Genomic DNA, 16,875 nt, shown 5'->3' with positions numbered 1-16,875 from the left:
GCGCTCTGAAGTTGTTAAATTTTTGATGGCAATTTCAATATCTACTGTTTTTTACTTCTAACTCAATGTTTCCTTCGTATTATTGCCCAACGATCCTCCCAGTTTTCAATATATTGAGACCTCATTATAAGATGCTCAATCATCAACTAAATATCCATTTAATTTAAATAACGTATGTTGATCCTATATGGGGCTTTTTTCTAGATTACTTTCATTTAGGTTCCCTTTTGTATTTGTAGAAATGAAAGGGTATTCAGTATATTTATTGTAAGTTTGTTATACGATGGGATATTTTAGATGAACTATAAGTTCAATATTTTAAAGGAAAAAGTGAAACTTAACAACCAAAAAAGAATTCTGATTTCATATATTTTTTCAATGGCTTTCAATTCGTGCTCTTATAAACAGAACTGTAGCATCATTTAAAAAGGGATGGGCTGAGTTGAGTGCTCATCTTTTATTTGCAGTCTTTTTGTCTGAATTTGGAGTTTGGCATATTGCCTCAGGAAATAACTGTTGATTGACAATTATAATGAGATAACATTATCGCTTGATTGCTCTTTATGATGCTTACGTTCATAATAATATTCACTACAATATTTCTTGATAATAGAAAAGAATCAAAATATATATTAAAATTTATAAATAATTTTGATAAACTAATATTAGGTATAATTCATACAGAAAAGATGTATGACTGTGTCGCTCTTTGCTGTGATATTTAGGCAGAGCACCTACATCCTTTCTGTAAATCTTAAATATAAGGATGTTAAAGATGAGCAACAGGGAAAATAATAAAACTAATACAGACGTTATTTTAATTGGAGCCGGTATCATGAGTGCGACTTTAGGGACACTCTTAAAAGAATTAGTGCCGGACTGGAAAATTACAGTATTTGAAAAACTTGATAAGGCAGGAGAGGAAAGCTCTAATGAATGGAATAATGCGGGAACAGGTCATTCTGCATTGTGTGAGCTGAACTACACTGTTGAAAAAGCGGATGGATCTATAGATATTAGTAAAGCTGTTAAAATCAATGAACAGTTCCAAGTTTCAAGACAATTTTGGTCATATCTAGTAAACCGCAATTTGATCCGGAATCCGCAGGATTTTATTATGCCATTGCCTCATATGAGTTTAGTACAAGGGGAAACAAATGTAGCATTTTTGAAAAAACGTTTTAAAGCGCTTTCGGATCACCCGTTATTTCAAGGTATGGAGTTTTCTGACGATCCGATAAAACTTAAGGAGTGGATCCCGCTTATTATGCAGGATCGTAAAGTGAGCGGACCTATTGCAGCAACAAAAATTGACTCTGGAACTGATGTTAATTTTGGTGCTTTAACTCGCATGTTATTTGATCACTTAAAGAATAAAAATGTAGATGTCAACTACAAGCATAAAGTTGATAATATTAAACGTACGAGTGACGGGTTATGGGAAGTTAAAGTACGCAATGATAAAGGGGAAATAGAGTATTGTACTGCAAAATTCATCTTTATCGGCGGAGGCGGTGGAAGCCTGCCATTGCTACAAAAGACTGGTATCCCAGAAAGTAAGCATATTGGGGGATTTCCTGTAAGCGGATTATTTCTAGTATGTAATAATCCAGAAGTTGTAGCACAGCATCATGCAAAAGTTTACGGTAAAGCTGCAGTTGGGGCTCCGCCAATGTCTGTTCCGCATCTTGATACACGATTTATCAACAATAAGAAAACATTGTTATTTGGACCTTTTGCTGGTTTTTCACCAAAATTCTTAAAAACGGGTTCAAATCTTGATTTATTAGCATCCGTAAAGCCAAACAATGTTTTAACGATGTTAGCGGCAGGTGCAAAAAACATTCCATTGACAAAATACTTGATTCAACAAGTGTTGTTATCAAAAGAAAAACGTATTAAAGAGTTACAAGAGTTTGTGCCAAACGCCAAAAGTGAAGATTGGGATATCGTTGTTGCAGGACAACGTGTGCAAGTAATAAAAGATACTGCTGAAGGCGGTAAAGGGACACTTCAGTTTGGAACGGAAGTTGTTAGTGCTGCAGATGGTTCAATCGCTGCCTTACTAGGTGCTTCCCCAGGGGCTTCTACGGCAGTTCATGTAATGCTTGAAGTAATCAAAAAATGCTTTCCGGAACGTCTGAAAGCATGGGAACCAAAAATTAAAGAAATGATTCCTTCTTATGGCGTAGCACTAGCAGAGAATCCGGAACTTTTCCAAAAAATACATACTTCAACAGCGGAAACGCTTGGATTGAACGGAAAACGTTTCGGACATAGAAATCAAAGTATATCATGAAAGCGTTAAGCAAAAAAATCGGTAAGTAAGAGGAATGACATGATAGCTAAAAAGCTTAAAATCTTTGATTTATCCGTTGATTGATAATGTGTAGACTGTCATTTCGTATTTCTTTCTGCTAATATTGAATCCTTTTTTTGGATGCGTCTATCATATAATTGGGGAATGGATTAGGCTGCCAATCTAAACAGTCCAAAGTTCAATAAAGTTCACTTTGCTTATGGGGGGATCTGCTCCAACGCTTAGCAACATTCTGAACTAGAAGTGTTGACTAATATCCACATATTTGAGTATTGTGGCAATCCAAACAGTAACTTTGAGAGATATAACGAAAATAACGAAACATGTTGCAGCAAAAAGGTATACCTTTTAAGCAAGGACAGCTGATTATGCTGAAATATTTGTACTTTTGTATAGCTCATATGTGAAATAATAGACAATGAGGGAACATAAATTTAATACTTTGTGAAATTTTGGACTAAGTTCTCTAATTTGTAACATTTAGCAATAAAATACCGCTGACTAAGAAGGAGATTCATAGTAACCTTAAAGAGAATGAATTTAATTAATGAATGAAAGAAATGATACAATGAAAAGATGGAGTCAAGCATTAAGTAGTTTAATAATGATTATGTTACTTGTATTCATAGCAGCGGGTTGTCAATCTTCTAACAGTACGGATTCGTCGAAAACAAATAAGACAGCATCTAAAACGGTTCATAGCGGAAAAGTTGAGATCGATATGAAAAATATGGCCTTTTCCCCTAAGGTTGTTTATGTAACTGAAGGTACTAAAGTAACTTGGAAGAATAAAGATGCAGCACCGCACAATGTCGTAAGTAATTCAGGGGCATTTAAATCAAAAGAACTGTCAGAGGGGAAGACATTTTCCTATACGTTTAATAAGAAAGGTACCTACAAATATAAGTGTACCTATCATGCTGGAATGGATGGGACTGTTATAGTTACAGACAAGAAGCAAGCAATGACAATGGAAACAATGTCGTCAACTGAAAAAGCAGATAGTAAAGGAAAGACTGCACCGTTAGGAACGGGAACTAGCGGTGAACCTAAACAAGCCGATGGTATTCGTTTACTTCCATATAAAATGGTCAATGGCTATAAAGTTTTTCACCTAAATGCTAAGCAAGTATGGTGGGAAGTTAAGCCTGGTAAAAAAGTGAAGGCATGGGCTTATAACGGAACTGTTCCAGGTCCAGAAATTAAGGTCAATCAAGGAGATAAGGTCAAAATCATTGTCAAAAACGATCTTTCTGAAGGCACGACTGTACATTGGCATGGACTTGATGTTCCATTTAAGCAGGATGGAACTGGTGGAGTGAGCCAGCCTGATATTAAGCCAGGTGAGACTTGGACATATACGTTTACTGTCAATGCTTCACCAGGTACGTATGCTTACCATAGCCATCCGATGAAAGATATGTTGAAGCAAGAACAAATGGGGCTATTTGGAGCATTTATTGTAGAGCCTAAAGGAACAGGATGGAAACAAGTACATCCTGGTTATCAAAAAGAATACACAGTACTTGTCAATGATTCACCACAGTTTGGTTACACTATTAACGGACGGTCTTATCCAGCAACACCGGTGTTACCAGCCAAGGTTGGGGATAAAATCCTTGTTCACTTGATTAATATCGGCTCAATGGTCCATCCAATGCATTTACATGGCATGCATTTTCAGGAAATAAGCCAAGATGGTGTGCCTTTACCTTCACCAGTAACGATGGATACAATTGCGACTGCACCGGGCACAACCTATGATATATCTTTTAATGCAAATCAAGTAGGAAAGTGGTTATTCCACTGTCACATTACAGATCATGTTGTTGATAGTAATGGAGATATGTCAGGTATGATTACTACATTTGATGTAAAAAAATAAACTTGCGATGAATGAAGTTGGTAACTTAAAGGTTACCAGCTTTTTTTCGCTCAGAACCGCAGTACTTGGAATGTAAAATTCCGCTCCAAAGGATTCGCTTTCTGCAGCAGACCTGCTTGGACGTGCAGCAAGTAGAAGTTGCATGGCTGTCATGAATTTTAAAAGGCGTTCAGAATGGATTCATTCTGAACGCCTTTGTTGGCAAATGAAGAGTATTTTCATAGCCCGCATTTGTCAACCACCTGTTTTGATCCTATTTTGTCTGCATGAGCAGGTAGATGAAATACGGTGCACCAAGAATGGATATAACAATACCAACAGGAAGTTCCATAGGTGCCATAACGACACGTCCTATTGTATCTGCAATAAGAAGAATACAGGCTCCAAGAAGAGCGGACAATGGTAAGAGTTTTTCATGTTTTAAGCCAATAAGGCTTCGCGCAATATGTGGAGCGATAAGACCTAAAAAGGTAATGCCGCCTCCGACTGATACGCAAGCACCGGCTAGACCAACTGCGATAATTAATAGCTTTAGACGTTCCTTTTCAGGAGGGACACCTAATCCTATCGCAATGGTATCACCTAAACTGAAGACATTTAAAGTACGTGACTTATAGATTGCTAAAGGAACGAGGATGATTAACCATATGAGAGTAGAGACTACAAAATCCCAGTTTGTTGCCCAAATACTGCCTGATATCCATGTCAATGTTTTTGTGAAATCTTGTGGATCCATTTTCATTTGTAAGACTAAAGTTCCAGAAGCGAAGGCTGCATTGATACCAATACCTACTAAAATAAGACGCATAGGACTGACCTTGCTATTTTTTCTAGAAATGATATAAATTAGTACAGCGGCAACAAAAGCACCTGCTAATGCTGTAAATGGCATGACAAAGACAGAAAGTGTTCCTGTTAGAAAAGTTGTACTATTTGTTAAAAATGTAAATAAAACTACGGCAAAACTTGCACCTGCATTGATACCAATGACTCCAGGATCTGCCAATTGATTTCTTGTGATACCTTGCAAAATGCCTCCTGCTACAGCAATGCCGGCACCAATCAGCATTGCCAGAATAATACGGGGTAAGCGAAATTCAAATAATGTTAATCGTTGATTACCAACATCATGGCCAAAAAAGGCAGACCAAACCTCATAAAGGGGGATTTTCATATAGCCTGTATTGATGCTGACAACAAAAACAATGATTAGTATGATTACGAGAAAAGTCATTAATGCTATGTATTTCAATGTATGATTAGTTGAATTTTTTACCATTTATAGCGCCCCTCCTTCCTTGCGTGCCAAATAAAGAAAGAATGGAACACCAATAATTGCTGTGACCGCTCCAACTGGTGTTTCAAAAGGAGCATTAATCATTCTTGCTAGAATATCTGCACCGAGCAGAGCAAGTGCCCCAAGGATAGCGGAGCAAGGAATGATAAAGCGATAATCTGATCCAACGAGAAAACGTGTAATATGAGGGATCACTAGCCCAATAAAACCGATCATGCCGGCGATTGACACTGATGCTCCTGTAAGTAACAAGACAACGACAATGCCTGTAAATCGCACAAATTTCGTCTTTTGTCCCAGTCCTGTTGCGACTCCTTCCCCAAGACTTAAAACAGTAATAGAACGTGAAAGAATTATCGCAATTACAATACCGATGATGATGATAGGCATCACATATTTTAATTGATTTAATTGGATGCCAGCAATGCCCCCAGCATACCAATAACTCATATCTTTAGAAACGTTAAAGCGCAGCCCAATTGCTGTTGATAAAGCGCTGAGCAAGGAAGAGATTGCCGATCCAGCAAGCGCTAGTTTAACTGTTGCGTTTCCACCTTTGGCGACAGCGACAATCGAAAAAACAAGTGCTGCACCTACTCCAGCCCCAACAAATGAAAATAAAAGCGAGTTCCTATAAGTAAGATTTGGAAAAAATGCAAAAGCAATCGCCATAAAAAACAGTGACCCTGATGTGACCCCTAATATAGAAGGGGAAGCAAGGGGATTTCTTGTCATTCCTTGCATAATCGCTCCCGACACTGCTAAGCCGGCCCCAACAAAGACTGCTGCAAGTGCCCGAGGTAGACGTAGATCGTGAATAATGACATGTGTAGAATTTGTTGGGTTATAAAAAAAGATACCTTTCCAAACGGTCGCATAATGAATATTGGATGCTCCAAAATAGATCGAGCTGACAATGGCAAGAATTACAGCGATCCATCCAAAGCTAAGAATAAGATAAGCAAGCTTCCTTTTATATGGTTTATCATTATGTATGCTTTGTAATTCATCTTTCGTTAAATCTTTCTTCACTATGTTTCCTTCTTTCTCGCAATTTCATTAAGCAAGGATGTTGACAAATAAATAGTCAAAACGTCAATTTTTGTATAAATATTCAAAAAAGCATTGACAGAAGAGGAGAATTCCGCTTTAATTGATGTTGATAATCATTATCAATTTGATTCGATACATATTTTATCATAACTTTAGGGGGATTAAAATGATTTCTAGAAAAAAAACAGTAAAAGTAATGCAATTGTGTGGAGTTGCGCTTCTATCAGTAGGATTAGTAGCGTGTGGAAATAATGGTCATTCTAGCAATGATAATGGAAGTAAATCTTCTGTACAGGAACAATCTAAAACCCGTCAAGTAACAGATGCAATGGGACATAAATTGGAAGTTCCAACGCATCCTAAACGAGTATTGGCATCGTATTTAGAAGACTATCTTGTAGCACTCGATGTGAAACCGGTTGCCCAATGGAGTGTTTCTAATGGTATTCAAGATTACTTGCAATATAAGTTGAAAGGCGTACCTACTATTTCATATGACCTTCCTTTTGAGTCTGTTGAAAAATTCAAACCAGATTTAATTATTATGGATTCTGCTGATATGGTAAGTGGAGGAAAATATGATAAATATAACAAAATTGCTCCGACATATGTTGTAGGAAAAGAAAAGAATAATGATTGGCGTAAAGAATTGCTTGCAGTAGGTAAAGTAGTAAATAAAGAAGATAAAGCGAAACAAGTACTTGCAGATTATGATAAAAAGGCAAAGGCTGCAAAAGCGAAACTAGCAAAAGATGGAAAATCCCCTTCAGTAGCAGCAGTTTGGCTAGTTGGTGGTAAATTCTTTATCGTGTCTAAAAATCTCTCAAGTGGAGATGTTTTGTACAATGATTTAGGATTAAAAGTTCCTAAAGTAGTAGAAGAAATTTCAGCGAAAGCAACAAGTAATTGGAATCCAATTTCACTTGAAAAGTTAACAGAACTTGATGCTGACTATATCTTCCTCATTAATAGCGATAAAAAGGATTCAAGTATGTTACAACAACCACTATGGAAAAATATTCCTGCTGTTAAACATCATCATGTTACTGAGTTACCAGCAAGCTCTAGCTGGTTATATACAGGTACGATTGCCAATAAGCAAATTATTGATGACGTATTAAAAGCAATTGATAAATAAACATTAAAACCAAGAGGCTCGGGACAAAAATCAAAAGTGTTTAGCTAAAGACGAATATTGCACAAATCAGCTCCGGAAAGTGAAGTATATTTCTGGAGTGGGATTGGAGCGCAATATTTGGGGTTTCTTTCGTTCACATCCTTTTGTCCTGGCCTCTATTTTTATTGGTACCTATATGAATATAGTTATTGCATTTGTAATTGAAATCGAGACTGTCGCTACTGATGATCATTATAGGAAAATAAGTTAAATTAATTGAGTGCTGAGAGGGCTATATTCTAATTTAAAAATAAAATGTTTATTTTTTATTTGACGTCGATATACCTGTGCGGGTATAATGTGGTAATTATCTGTCCAATCTAGTTTATAAAAAACTATGTGACAGCATTTTAATTGAGACGGCATGTTGCGATATAACGATGTAGCAGTGAAATAATGGATATCCCATTTACATTTAAGAATAAATAACGAATGTTTAATAGATTAAAGGAGGAACATATATGTTGTATGACGATCAAATGAAGAATAGAGTTAAACGTATTGAAGGACAATTACGGGGAATTTTAAGGATGATGGAAGAAAACAAAGATTGTAAAGATGTGATAACACAGTTATCAGCTGCAAGAACAGCGATCGATCGGACAATTGGTGTTGTTGTAAGTTCTAATTTGGTGGAATGTGTTCAAAAGGCTGAAGCAGAGGGAAGAAGTGCAGAAGAACTTGTGAAAGAAGCTGTCAACCTTTTAGTAAAAAGTCGATAGGTTGACATCCTCTTTTATTTATCATATTATATACCCGTGGGGGTATTCATGAGTGAAACCATAACGTTTATTTTCACTAGTCCATACTGCTAAAATGGTGAAAAGTTTAAAAAGTAGGTATGAATTTTTAAAATTCATAAGATCATTTTCACAAACTTATATACCCATACCGGTATACTAATAAGACAGCCTAGAAGATAAAAGATTTATGAGCAGGAGGTGAAAATAATTCATTTAAATTAATTAAGGAGATGTTAAATTTGGAATATCTATATTATATTATTCTCACATTTATTATTTTCCTTGTTCTTCGGCGTTTATTTCCAACTAATTGGGTGAGAAATATAACTACAACAGAATTGAAGAAAGAATTAAAAGAAAAAGATAGACAATTTGTGGATGTTCGTACACCTCGTGAAGATAAAGAAAGCCATATCAAGGAACTTGAAAATATCCCACTTTATCAATTACCTCAAAAATTAAATCAACTTTCTAAGGAGAAGTTGTTGTCATTTGCCAGAGTGGAATGAGAAGTATTAGGGCTTGCAAAATCATTAAAAAGCAGGGATTTAAGCAAGTGACGAATGTGAAAGGAGGTATGAATAGCTGGTTATCATTTTTTTAGGAGGGGAGAGTATGAGAGAAATTTCAGCAAAAGAAGTAGAAACATTAATTGAAGATGGAAAGAGTTTAAATATTATTGATGTACGGGAAGCTAAAGAAGTTTTAGTTGGAAAAATTCCTGGTGCTATCAACATACCTTTACGGTTAATTGAGTTTCGTATGCATGAATTAGACAAATGTAAAGAGTATATAATGGTTTGCCGTTCAGGCGGTAGGAGCGGTCGTGCTACGCAGTTTTTGGAAAAACAAGGATTTAATGTGATCAATATGAGCGGTGGAATGCTTGCTTGGAAAGGAAAAGTTGAATAATTTTTATATACATTTATATACCTATGTAGGTATATTGTAGGAGGAGATATTATCATGACAAGTGTAAAGGCGGACATTATTTTAGATGCGAAAGGGTTAACTTGTCCAATGCCAATCATAAAAACAAAGAAAGCAATGGAGAATCTTGTGGCAGGTCAAGTAATTGAAATTCAGGCAACAGACAAAGGCTCAAGGGCAGATATTCAAGCATGGGCTCAAAGTACTGGCCATCAATATTTAGGCACAATTGATGAAGGGGAGGTTCTTAAGCATTATTTACGAAAAGTATCTGCGGATGAAGAAGAAGAAGATAAAAAACACCCTAATGTCATTAACAATGAGGATCTAGAAAAATTGCTGAATGCTAACGAAAGTATAACTATACTCGATGTAAGAGAGGCTGCAGAATATGTTTTTAATCATATTCCAAATTCTATCTCTATTCCTTTAGGAGAATTAGAAGAACATATAGACGAACTAAATAAGGAAGAAAAGATCTTCGTGATATGCCGTACAGGTAATCGCAGTGATCTAGCAGCACAGAAATTAGTTGCGGAAGGTTTTACAAATGTTGTAAATGTCGTACCAGGTATGAGTGAATGGACTGGAAAAACATTAAGTATAAATGATTCACATTAACATAAGAAGAGACGTTGAAAAGACTGGATTATGAAATATAAAAATAAAATTAGGAGGAATATAACATGAGTAAAAAGGTAGCAATTATCGCAAGTAATGGTGGGCTGTTCGATGCGTATAAAGTATTTAATATCGCAACTGCAGCTGCAGCAACCGATCAAGAGGTAGCAATATTTTTCACATTTGAAGGTTTAAATTTAATTCATAAAGAAGCTTATCAACAACTTCCAATGCCTGAGGGAAAAGAACATTTTGCAGAAGGATTTGCGAAAGCAAATATACCTAGTATTCCTGAATTAGTTGCTATGGCGCAAGAATTAGGGGTTACATTTATTGGCTGCCAAATGACTATGGATGTCATGGGATTGGAAAAGGAACAGTTTATTGAAGGGGTAGAAGTCGGAGGAGCAGTAACGTTTTTACGATTTGCTAAAGACGCAGATATAACATTAACATTTTAGTCAGTTAATTATCGAAAATAATATACCGTAGGGGGTAATAGAGAAATGGCTGTTCATCTAATGTCACCAGCTGATCTAACAAAAAAAATATTTCATAACGAAAAGTTATTTATTCTAGATGTAAGAAACGAAAATGATTTTAAAGATTGGAAAATTGAAGGAAGACATTTCCAATCTTTAAATATTCCTTATTTTGAATTACTCGATGGTGTAGACGCAATTATAGACAAACTTCCTTTAGATAAAGACATTTTAGTCGTATGTGCTAAAGAAGGATCTTCCGTTATGGTGTCAGATATGCTTTCTGCGGCAGGCTTAACAGTTTCTTACTTAAAAGGTGGAATGGAAGCGTGGAGCGAGCATTTAGAGCCTGTTAAAGTGGGTGATTTAAGACATGGGGGAGAAATTTATCAATTTGTTCGTATTGGCAAAGGCTGTCTATCTTATATGGTTGTCTCTGATGGAGAAGCAGCATTAATTGATGCAACGCGAATGATTGATCATTATTTACATTTTGCTGAAAGTATTGGAGTTAACATTACACATGTTTTTGATACACATCTTCATGCAGATCATATTTCTGGCGGCCGTCTTATTGCTGAGAATACAGGTGCAACATACTGGCTTCCATCAAAGGATGCAGCAGAAGTTATATTCAAATATCATCCTTTAGAAGACGGCAGTAATATAACAATTGGCAATACAAAAATGAACATCCATGCATTGCATACACCAGGACATACGATCGGTTCAACTTCATTTGTTGTGGATGAACAATTCTTACTTTCCGGTGATATTTTGTTCATTGATTCAATTGGCAGACCTGATTTAGCTGGTTTAGCTCAAGATTGGGTAGTAGATTTAAGAGAGACGCTTTATAAACGTTACAGAGAATTATCTGATGATTTAGTTGTTCTCCCAGCTCATTTTATGACAATTGGGGAGCTAAATGAAGATGGAACAGTATCAGAACATTTAGAAACACTATTCGCAAAGAACCACGGATTAAACGTTGAAGACGAAATTGAATTTAGAAATTTGGTTACGGAGAATTTACCTCCACAACCGAACTCATATAAAGAAATTCGTCAAACTAATATGGGGAAAATTACCCCTGATAAAAAAAAGCAGCGGGAAATGGAAATTGGGCCGAATCGTTGCGCTGTCCGATAAGAGACTAAAGGAATTTAAGAAGTAAAATATAGTGTCATCGTCTTCTATGCATACTGTAAAAATATTCATAAAATTGAATACGTTCGTATACTTTCGCTCAAACAACTGAAAAAAGATAAATTTAAAAGAGGTTTCTTATTTAGAGAGGCGGCGTAAAAATGGATGTCAGTTTTATTGTGACCATTTTTTTAGTCGGATTTATTGGTTCATTTATCTCTGGAATGTTTGGGATTGGTGGGGCTATTATTAATTTCCCATTGCTATTATTTGTTCCCGCAGCACTCGGAGTTGCACATTTTACTTCACATGAGGTAGCAGGAATAACGGCCATACAAGTGCTCTTTGCAACAATGGGCGGTGTTTGGATCTATCGGAAAGGCAGCTATTTAAATAAAAAATTGATTGCTTATATGGGGATTAGTATATTAGTAGGCAGTTTCATAGGGGGATTTGGTTCTAATCATCTAACTGAAAACACCATTAACATGATTTATGGGATGCTAGCGCTATTGGCAGTTATCTTAATGTTTGTGCCTAAAAAAGGATTAGATGATGTTTCTTTCGAACAAGTAAATTTTAATAAACGGCTAGCTGTATTGCTTTCTTTTATTGTTGGGATTGGTGCTGGTATTGTTGGGGCTGGCGGAGCTTTTTTATTGGTACCAATTATGTTAACAGTATTAAAAATACCAACTAGAATGACGATTGCATCTTCATTAGCTATTACGTTTATCTCTTCAATTGGATCAACTGTTGGAAAGATTGCAACGGGACAGGTTGAATTTATGCCAGCTATTATGATCGTCTTAGCTAGTTTAATTGCTGCACCTATCGGGGCAAAAATAAGCAAAAGAATGGATACAAAAATCTTACAAGTTATGTTAAGTGTTTTATTATGTATGACAGCAATAAAAGTCTGGATTGACATTCTATGATACAGCGGTGTATGAAATAGAAAAGGGAATATTTTTGGAAAGGTTTCAACCAGCTTCAATTCTATGATCATAATTTTGTTCATGAACAAAACGGAGATGATATATATGGGAATATGGGTATGGGTGTTAATGATATTCCTTATAGCATTTGTAAAATTATTAGTAACATGTCCTCCAACCTTTATTGTAGATTGGTTTGTTAGTAAATTCGAAGTCCATCCAAAGCTCAGTAATGAGACTGCAACCGTAGATATCAATGGAGAACGTTTAGACGGAGAAGAAAAAATACAAGTGATTAACGAATTTAACGAAGCAATATTTTTACAAAAGTATTATGTACATCCAAAGAAAAGTGGAACCCCATTGATTATTAATACAAAGATCGGCAAAAAAAATGCCAGATTATTTGTGTACATTTACAATGATCATGTTGATGTGTTTAAACATGATAAGAAAAAAATCATTGCGTATAAATTATTGTCAGAGGGATTTCAAAAAAGAAAACAATTTTTTAATGTGAATGTTTAAGGGGGAATATCGCTTTTCCCCCTTAAATTTGATTATTTATTAAGATCGTATCTAGTATGGAGCGATCTTTATTTTTTCGCAATGAATTACTTTCCCATTATTTTTCGAGTAGTTTGATCATAAATATTGGACTTTATAGTGAGAGCTAAACCAATAGCATAGTTGAAAAAATATTGTTTATTTTTCTGAGTCTTGCGCTAATGATTTTCTGTCAATCGCTTCTGGCTGCTTTTCTAACCAGCCATATTTCACCATGATTTTATAACAAGTTGAGCCAGCGTGCATTGCATGGTTTAGTACTTTTTCATAATTTAAAATGATATCTGACCTTAAGCTTGCACCTATTGATGCACCATAATAGGAAAGTGCTGCATTCACTAAAAACGCTGCATGAAACACCATTAATTTGTCTGAAAACGGGCTTACTTTAGAGTCAGTGATTTCAGCATCCCATGACTCAGGTATTGGTAAATGGTCTTGTTGTAAGATTGTATTGAAACTTTCAGCATCTTTCCCCGATAATTCTACGTTTTTTACCATAAATTTACGAACTTCTTCTAGTTCTGCTACTTGACTAAAAGCCAAGCTCAATGACCTCACAAATCCGGTTTTCTTTGAATTAAAGAAAAGGTTGCTAATTTCGGAACTATTGAGTGGTCTTTTGTCTCCGAATAGATTTGAAATTATTCCTGTTGAATCAACGAACTCTACTTCATGTGATGAAGGTATGGTCGGTACACTCGAATAAAAAGGTTGATTTTTAGCCAAATTTACTATTTTTTGAAACAAATCTTTAGATGTTACAAGGCATTCATAAAAATAGTTTTGAATGTCTTGTCGTTCTGAATTTGTAATTGCCAAACTATAGGCAGTTAAACCATGAATCGCCATAATGTAGGAATAAAAAAGTAAAAAAGAGTCGGTAAATAGCCGCGGAGCATTGAGATTTACATCTTTCTCAGTAAACCCTAATGGGATTTGGTAATTTTCACTCTCCAAAAATTCGGTAATTTTTGCGATGTGCCCTTCAGATAATTGCAATGAAAGCTCTAGAATTGATTTTATCTCTTCATCCTCAACAATGTTAAGAAAGTATTTATAAACACAAATTGCCATACTATCCCCTAAATATTGAAGCCAAAGAGCGGACAGCTCCGCAGCAGTTAAAGTATTTTTCTCCGCTTTCTTCGTTATTTGTGTAAGGAGGGAAGTGATTTCAGCGCTTGAAATACCGGATTTCACTTTTTCCTCAATAAATTGCTGGAAAAGATTTTGTACTTTTGAAGTAGCTATGTTGCTATTATGATGCGTATTGTCAATCATTTGTTTTAATAAAGTGTGGATTTCTGGATTGTTTGTACTTTTATTATTCTTGTCTTGAGAAAATATGGGCAAAATTTCTGATATAGTAAGCTGCTTTTTTTTTAGCTTATCTACTAATTGGTTTAAAAGCTCCGGTAATGCAGGATTTGTTTGATCGTTCGCTCCAGTACCCAAAAGAAATACCTCCAATTGTCGTTACGGTTATAATTTGACATTATTTTATGATATTCGTGATGAAGTATACACATAAATCAGAAGGCATTTCTTTCTTTTGAAAATGTCAAAAACATTAATGAAAAGCAAAACATTGTAGAAAACTATTCGTAACTAAAAATGTTGGGGTGATGATATGCTGATAAAAGGGGATATTATTTCGGGAGAATTTGATGAATATAGGAATGAATTTGCCTTGCAACAGGTAAAACATTTCTATATGGAATCCACTATAAATGGAAATCAATTAAATACACTTTATGATTATTTGAAAAAACATGTGAATGAAGATGAAGGTCAAATTATTACACTGTATGACCAAATGCCAGTCAGTTTAACATCTGAGGAAACTAGTCATTTCATAGGTGATTTAGAAAAAATCCGTACAATGTTTCACAACTTATAATTGTATGAAAACATCCTACCGTATTAGTTTTAGTTTATGAAAACTTGAAGGCTGATTTGCGCTTTAGGAGGGTTGCTTCCCGCGGGCAGTCAGGGAGCTTCCTCGGCATGCGCCTGCGGAGTTTTGCGCTTTTTGCTCTAATCAATTTTTATGGACGATTAAGTGAATAACATTTATTGAAAATTATATTAATACAGAGCCTTCGTATTAAGCGAATTGCTCATTTTAAATCCTACTCTATTTTTTAGATACTTGTCTGTTCCACCTTGCTCTCTAAGAGCATTTTATATATAGAATATAAAGTGAAAGGTGATTATGTATGAGTAAGCATAGGACAAGTAACCATGATAATCTTTGGATGTCAGATAGCCTAAGCACATCAAGCAGTTCCCAAAATATCTTTAGAACATCGAGTAGCAGCAGTTCTCAACAAGTAGATGAATTTAGAACATCAAGCAGCAGTTTTCATCACACCGACGCTTTTGATGCATCAAGCAATTTTCAATTAAGTGACTTGAGCGCATCAAATTCTGTACAAAATGTCGAGAGCGTTCGTAATAATGCTGATAACACGATTTATTGTGATCCTCAGTATGTTGTTGAAGACACTTACGTTGAGAGAGAAGTAACATATGTTCATCCAGTTATATATATAAATAGAAAGCACATCGTGAACGTTCCACGGCATGTTTATGAAACCGTAACAAAAAATATTATTGACGATCCAGGTATTCCGGACGAATGTGAGGACTGCGATAAACATAAAAAAGACAAAAAGCGTCATAAAAACGATTACGAATAATGAGTAAAAGGTTGAGACAACGCTCAAAAGTGGTTAGCTAAAGCACAATGTTCGCGGTTTCTTAGCCCATATACTTTTATCCCTGCCTCCTATTTTAAAGTCATCTTTTAGAATGGGGCAGCAGAAAAATAAGAGCCCTTTTCTTATATCGGAAAAAGGGCTTTTTAATAGGTATGTATTGATATGTTAAATAATTTTTATGTAAATAACGATAAGATAATAAGTGCTTAAACAATAAATGACAATGATACAATCAGTAAAATTAAGTAAGTAAAAAAATAAATTGCTCCACAAATAGAAAAAATCCCCAGTGTTCGACAAGTGACACAAAACAATGTAGAACGATTACCTATTTTTGGTGATATGTCTAGAAATAAGGATATTCCTAATAATATCCATGCCGCCGCAGCACACAAATTAAAAAGGATGATTTTAGATATATGTACGAATTGAAAATAACTCGGGAACTCTATTATCGTTCCAGGTTTTGGTGAAACTTTATTAAAATGAACCGTGAAATAACTAAGTAAAATGCAGCAAACAAGTAGAATAAGAATGGTTAACCATGATTTAGTTATCATATGACATATACGTTGAGGCTGCATAGTTTTTAATATTTCCCCCCTTATTTAAATATTGATAATGATTATTGATTCTAATATCAATTGTAACAAAATTGGTTTTTTTGCGAAACCATTGTTGAAATATTAGTAGTTCTGTAGGATTTTGTTTCATTTTTCAATAAATTTTATTCACTTCGAAGTATTTAATATTTCCCCTATGATAGACGAAATAATTAAGTACATAGAGAATTTCTAATATAATGGGATAAGTATTATTTTTAATGTCTGGGCAAAATAGTATAGAGGTGATTCATTTGAAATTTAGATTCATTCAAAAATTAAATGTTATGTACTATAGTGCAATCGTTGGCTTAGTTTTAACCACAATTTATACTGCAGTATTAATGACACTTGTAAATAAAACAAATAACAGAGTCAAAAATAT

General features: G+C 35.1%; 15 protein-coding genes and 1 pseudogene. 13 read left to right on the top strand and 3 right to left on the bottom strand.

Translation table 11 applies throughout. The features are described from left to right. Nucleotides 1-775: 775 nt before the first annotated feature. Both G4D61_RS02185 and G4D61_RS02180 read left to right on the top strand, forming a co-directional pair. Nucleotides 776-2,299, top strand: a complete 1,524-nt coding sequence (locus G4D61_RS02185) for a malate:quinone oxidoreductase (protein ID WP_025730999.1) — start codon at nt 776-778, stop codon at nt 2,297-2,299. Between the two features lie 568 nt (nt 2,300-2,867). Further along, nucleotides 2,868-4,205, top strand: coding sequence for a multicopper oxidase domain-containing protein (locus G4D61_RS02180; RefSeq protein WP_025731000.1), 1,338 nt, complete (start codon nt 2,868-2,870; stop codon nt 4,203-4,205). Between the two features lie 253 nt (nt 4,206-4,458). Here the strand turns inward: G4D61_RS02180 and G4D61_RS02175 are convergent, their stop codons facing one another. Next, the gene (locus G4D61_RS02175) at nt 4,459-5,484 is read right to left on the bottom strand and encodes a FecCD family ABC transporter permease (RefSeq protein WP_025731001.1); all 1,026 of its coding nucleotides are present in this window, start codon (nt 5,482-5,484) and stop codon (nt 4,459-4,461) included. Then, nucleotides 5,485-6,498: a FecCD family ABC transporter permease gene (locus G4D61_RS02170; RefSeq protein WP_437177730.1), complete on the bottom strand. Its 1,014-nt coding sequence runs from the start codon at nt 6,496-6,498 to the stop codon at nt 5,485-5,487. It abuts the gene before it with no gap. Nucleotides 6,499-6,721: 223 nt separating this feature from the next. Between G4D61_RS02170 and G4D61_RS02165 the strand changes: the two genes are divergently transcribed. The 9 genes and pseudogenes from G4D61_RS02165 to G4D61_RS02125 all read left to right on the top strand — a co-directional run bounded on the left by G4D61_RS02165 (nt 6,722) and on the right by G4D61_RS02125 (nt 13,123). Further along, nucleotides 6,722-7,693: an ABC transporter substrate-binding protein gene (locus G4D61_RS02165; protein WP_025731003.1), complete on the top strand. Its 972-nt coding sequence runs from the start codon at nt 6,722-6,724 to the stop codon at nt 7,691-7,693. Nucleotides 7,694-8,193: 500 nt separating this feature from the next. Further along, on the top strand, nt 8,194-8,454 hold the full coding sequence (locus G4D61_RS02160; protein WP_025731004.1) for a metal-sensitive transcriptional regulator: 261 nt from the start codon (nt 8,194-8,196) through the stop codon (nt 8,452-8,454). Between the two features lie 251 nt (nt 8,455-8,705). Continuing rightward, nucleotides 8,706-9,079, top strand: a pseudogene (locus tag G4D61_RS02155) (rhodanese-like domain-containing protein). Nucleotides 9,080-9,090: 11 nt separating this feature from the next. After that, nucleotides 9,091-9,387 (top strand): rhodanese-like domain-containing protein, encoded by a 297-nt coding sequence (locus G4D61_RS02150; protein ID WP_025731005.1) that lies wholly within the window; start codon nt 9,091-9,093, stop codon nt 9,385-9,387. Between the two features lie 54 nt (nt 9,388-9,441). Next, nucleotides 9,442-10,026, top strand: coding sequence for a sulfurtransferase TusA family protein (locus tag G4D61_RS02145; RefSeq protein WP_025731006.1), 585 nt, complete (start codon nt 9,442-9,444; stop codon nt 10,024-10,026). Between the two features lie 65 nt (nt 10,027-10,091). After that, nucleotides 10,092-10,487 (top strand): DsrE/DsrF/DrsH-like family protein, encoded by a 396-nt coding sequence (locus tag G4D61_RS02140; RefSeq protein ID WP_163173116.1) that lies wholly within the window; start codon nt 10,092-10,094, stop codon nt 10,485-10,487. 45 nt (nt 10,488-10,532) lie between these two features. Further along, nucleotides 10,533-11,660 carry an MBL fold metallo-hydrolase gene (locus tag G4D61_RS02135; protein WP_163173114.1) on the top strand — a complete coding sequence of 376 codons (1,128 nt, stop codon included), beginning with the start codon at nt 10,533-10,535 and terminating at the stop codon, nt 11,658-11,660. A 158-nt stretch (nt 11,661-11,818) separates the two neighbouring features. Continuing rightward, complete coding sequence (locus tag G4D61_RS02130; RefSeq protein ID WP_025731009.1) at nt 11,819-12,595, top strand: sulfite exporter TauE/SafE family protein; 777 nt, start codon at nt 11,819-11,821, stop codon at nt 12,593-12,595. 105 nt (nt 12,596-12,700) lie between these two features. Beyond that, nucleotides 12,701-13,123 carry a YfmQ family protein gene (locus G4D61_RS02125; protein ID WP_025731010.1) on the top strand — a complete coding sequence of 141 codons (423 nt, stop codon included), beginning with the start codon at nt 12,701-12,703 and terminating at the stop codon, nt 13,121-13,123. A gap of 177 nt (nt 13,124-13,300) precedes the next feature. On the opposite strand, the gene G4D61_RS02120 is transcribed toward G4D61_RS02125, so the two are convergent. Next, nucleotides 13,301-14,620, bottom strand: coding sequence for a DUF3231 family protein (locus G4D61_RS02120; protein WP_231473108.1), 1,320 nt, complete (start codon nt 14,618-14,620; stop codon nt 13,301-13,303). 175 nt (nt 14,621-14,795) lie between these two features. Here G4D61_RS02120 and G4D61_RS02115 point away from each other — a divergent pair, with 175 nt between their 5' ends. Further along, nucleotides 14,796-15,065: a hypothetical protein gene (locus G4D61_RS02115; RefSeq protein WP_025731012.1), complete on the top strand. Its 270-nt coding sequence runs from the start codon at nt 14,796-14,798 to the stop codon at nt 15,063-15,065. Nucleotides 15,066-15,384: 319 nt separating this feature from the next. Continuing rightward, nucleotides 15,385-15,867 (top strand): hypothetical protein, encoded by a 483-nt coding sequence (locus G4D61_RS18045; RefSeq protein ID WP_235425182.1) that lies wholly within the window; start codon nt 15,385-15,387, stop codon nt 15,865-15,867. Nucleotides 15,868-16,875: the final 1,008 nt, after the last annotated feature.

Origin of the sequence: Heyndrickxia ginsengihumi, assembly GCF_011008565.1 — a bacterium.
GTDB lineage: Bacteria > Bacillota > Bacilli > Bacillales > Bacillaceae_C > Weizmannia > Weizmannia ginsengihumi.
Note: the sequence above shows the minus strand (reverse complement) of the source record. Positions and strands in the feature narration are given on the sequence as shown.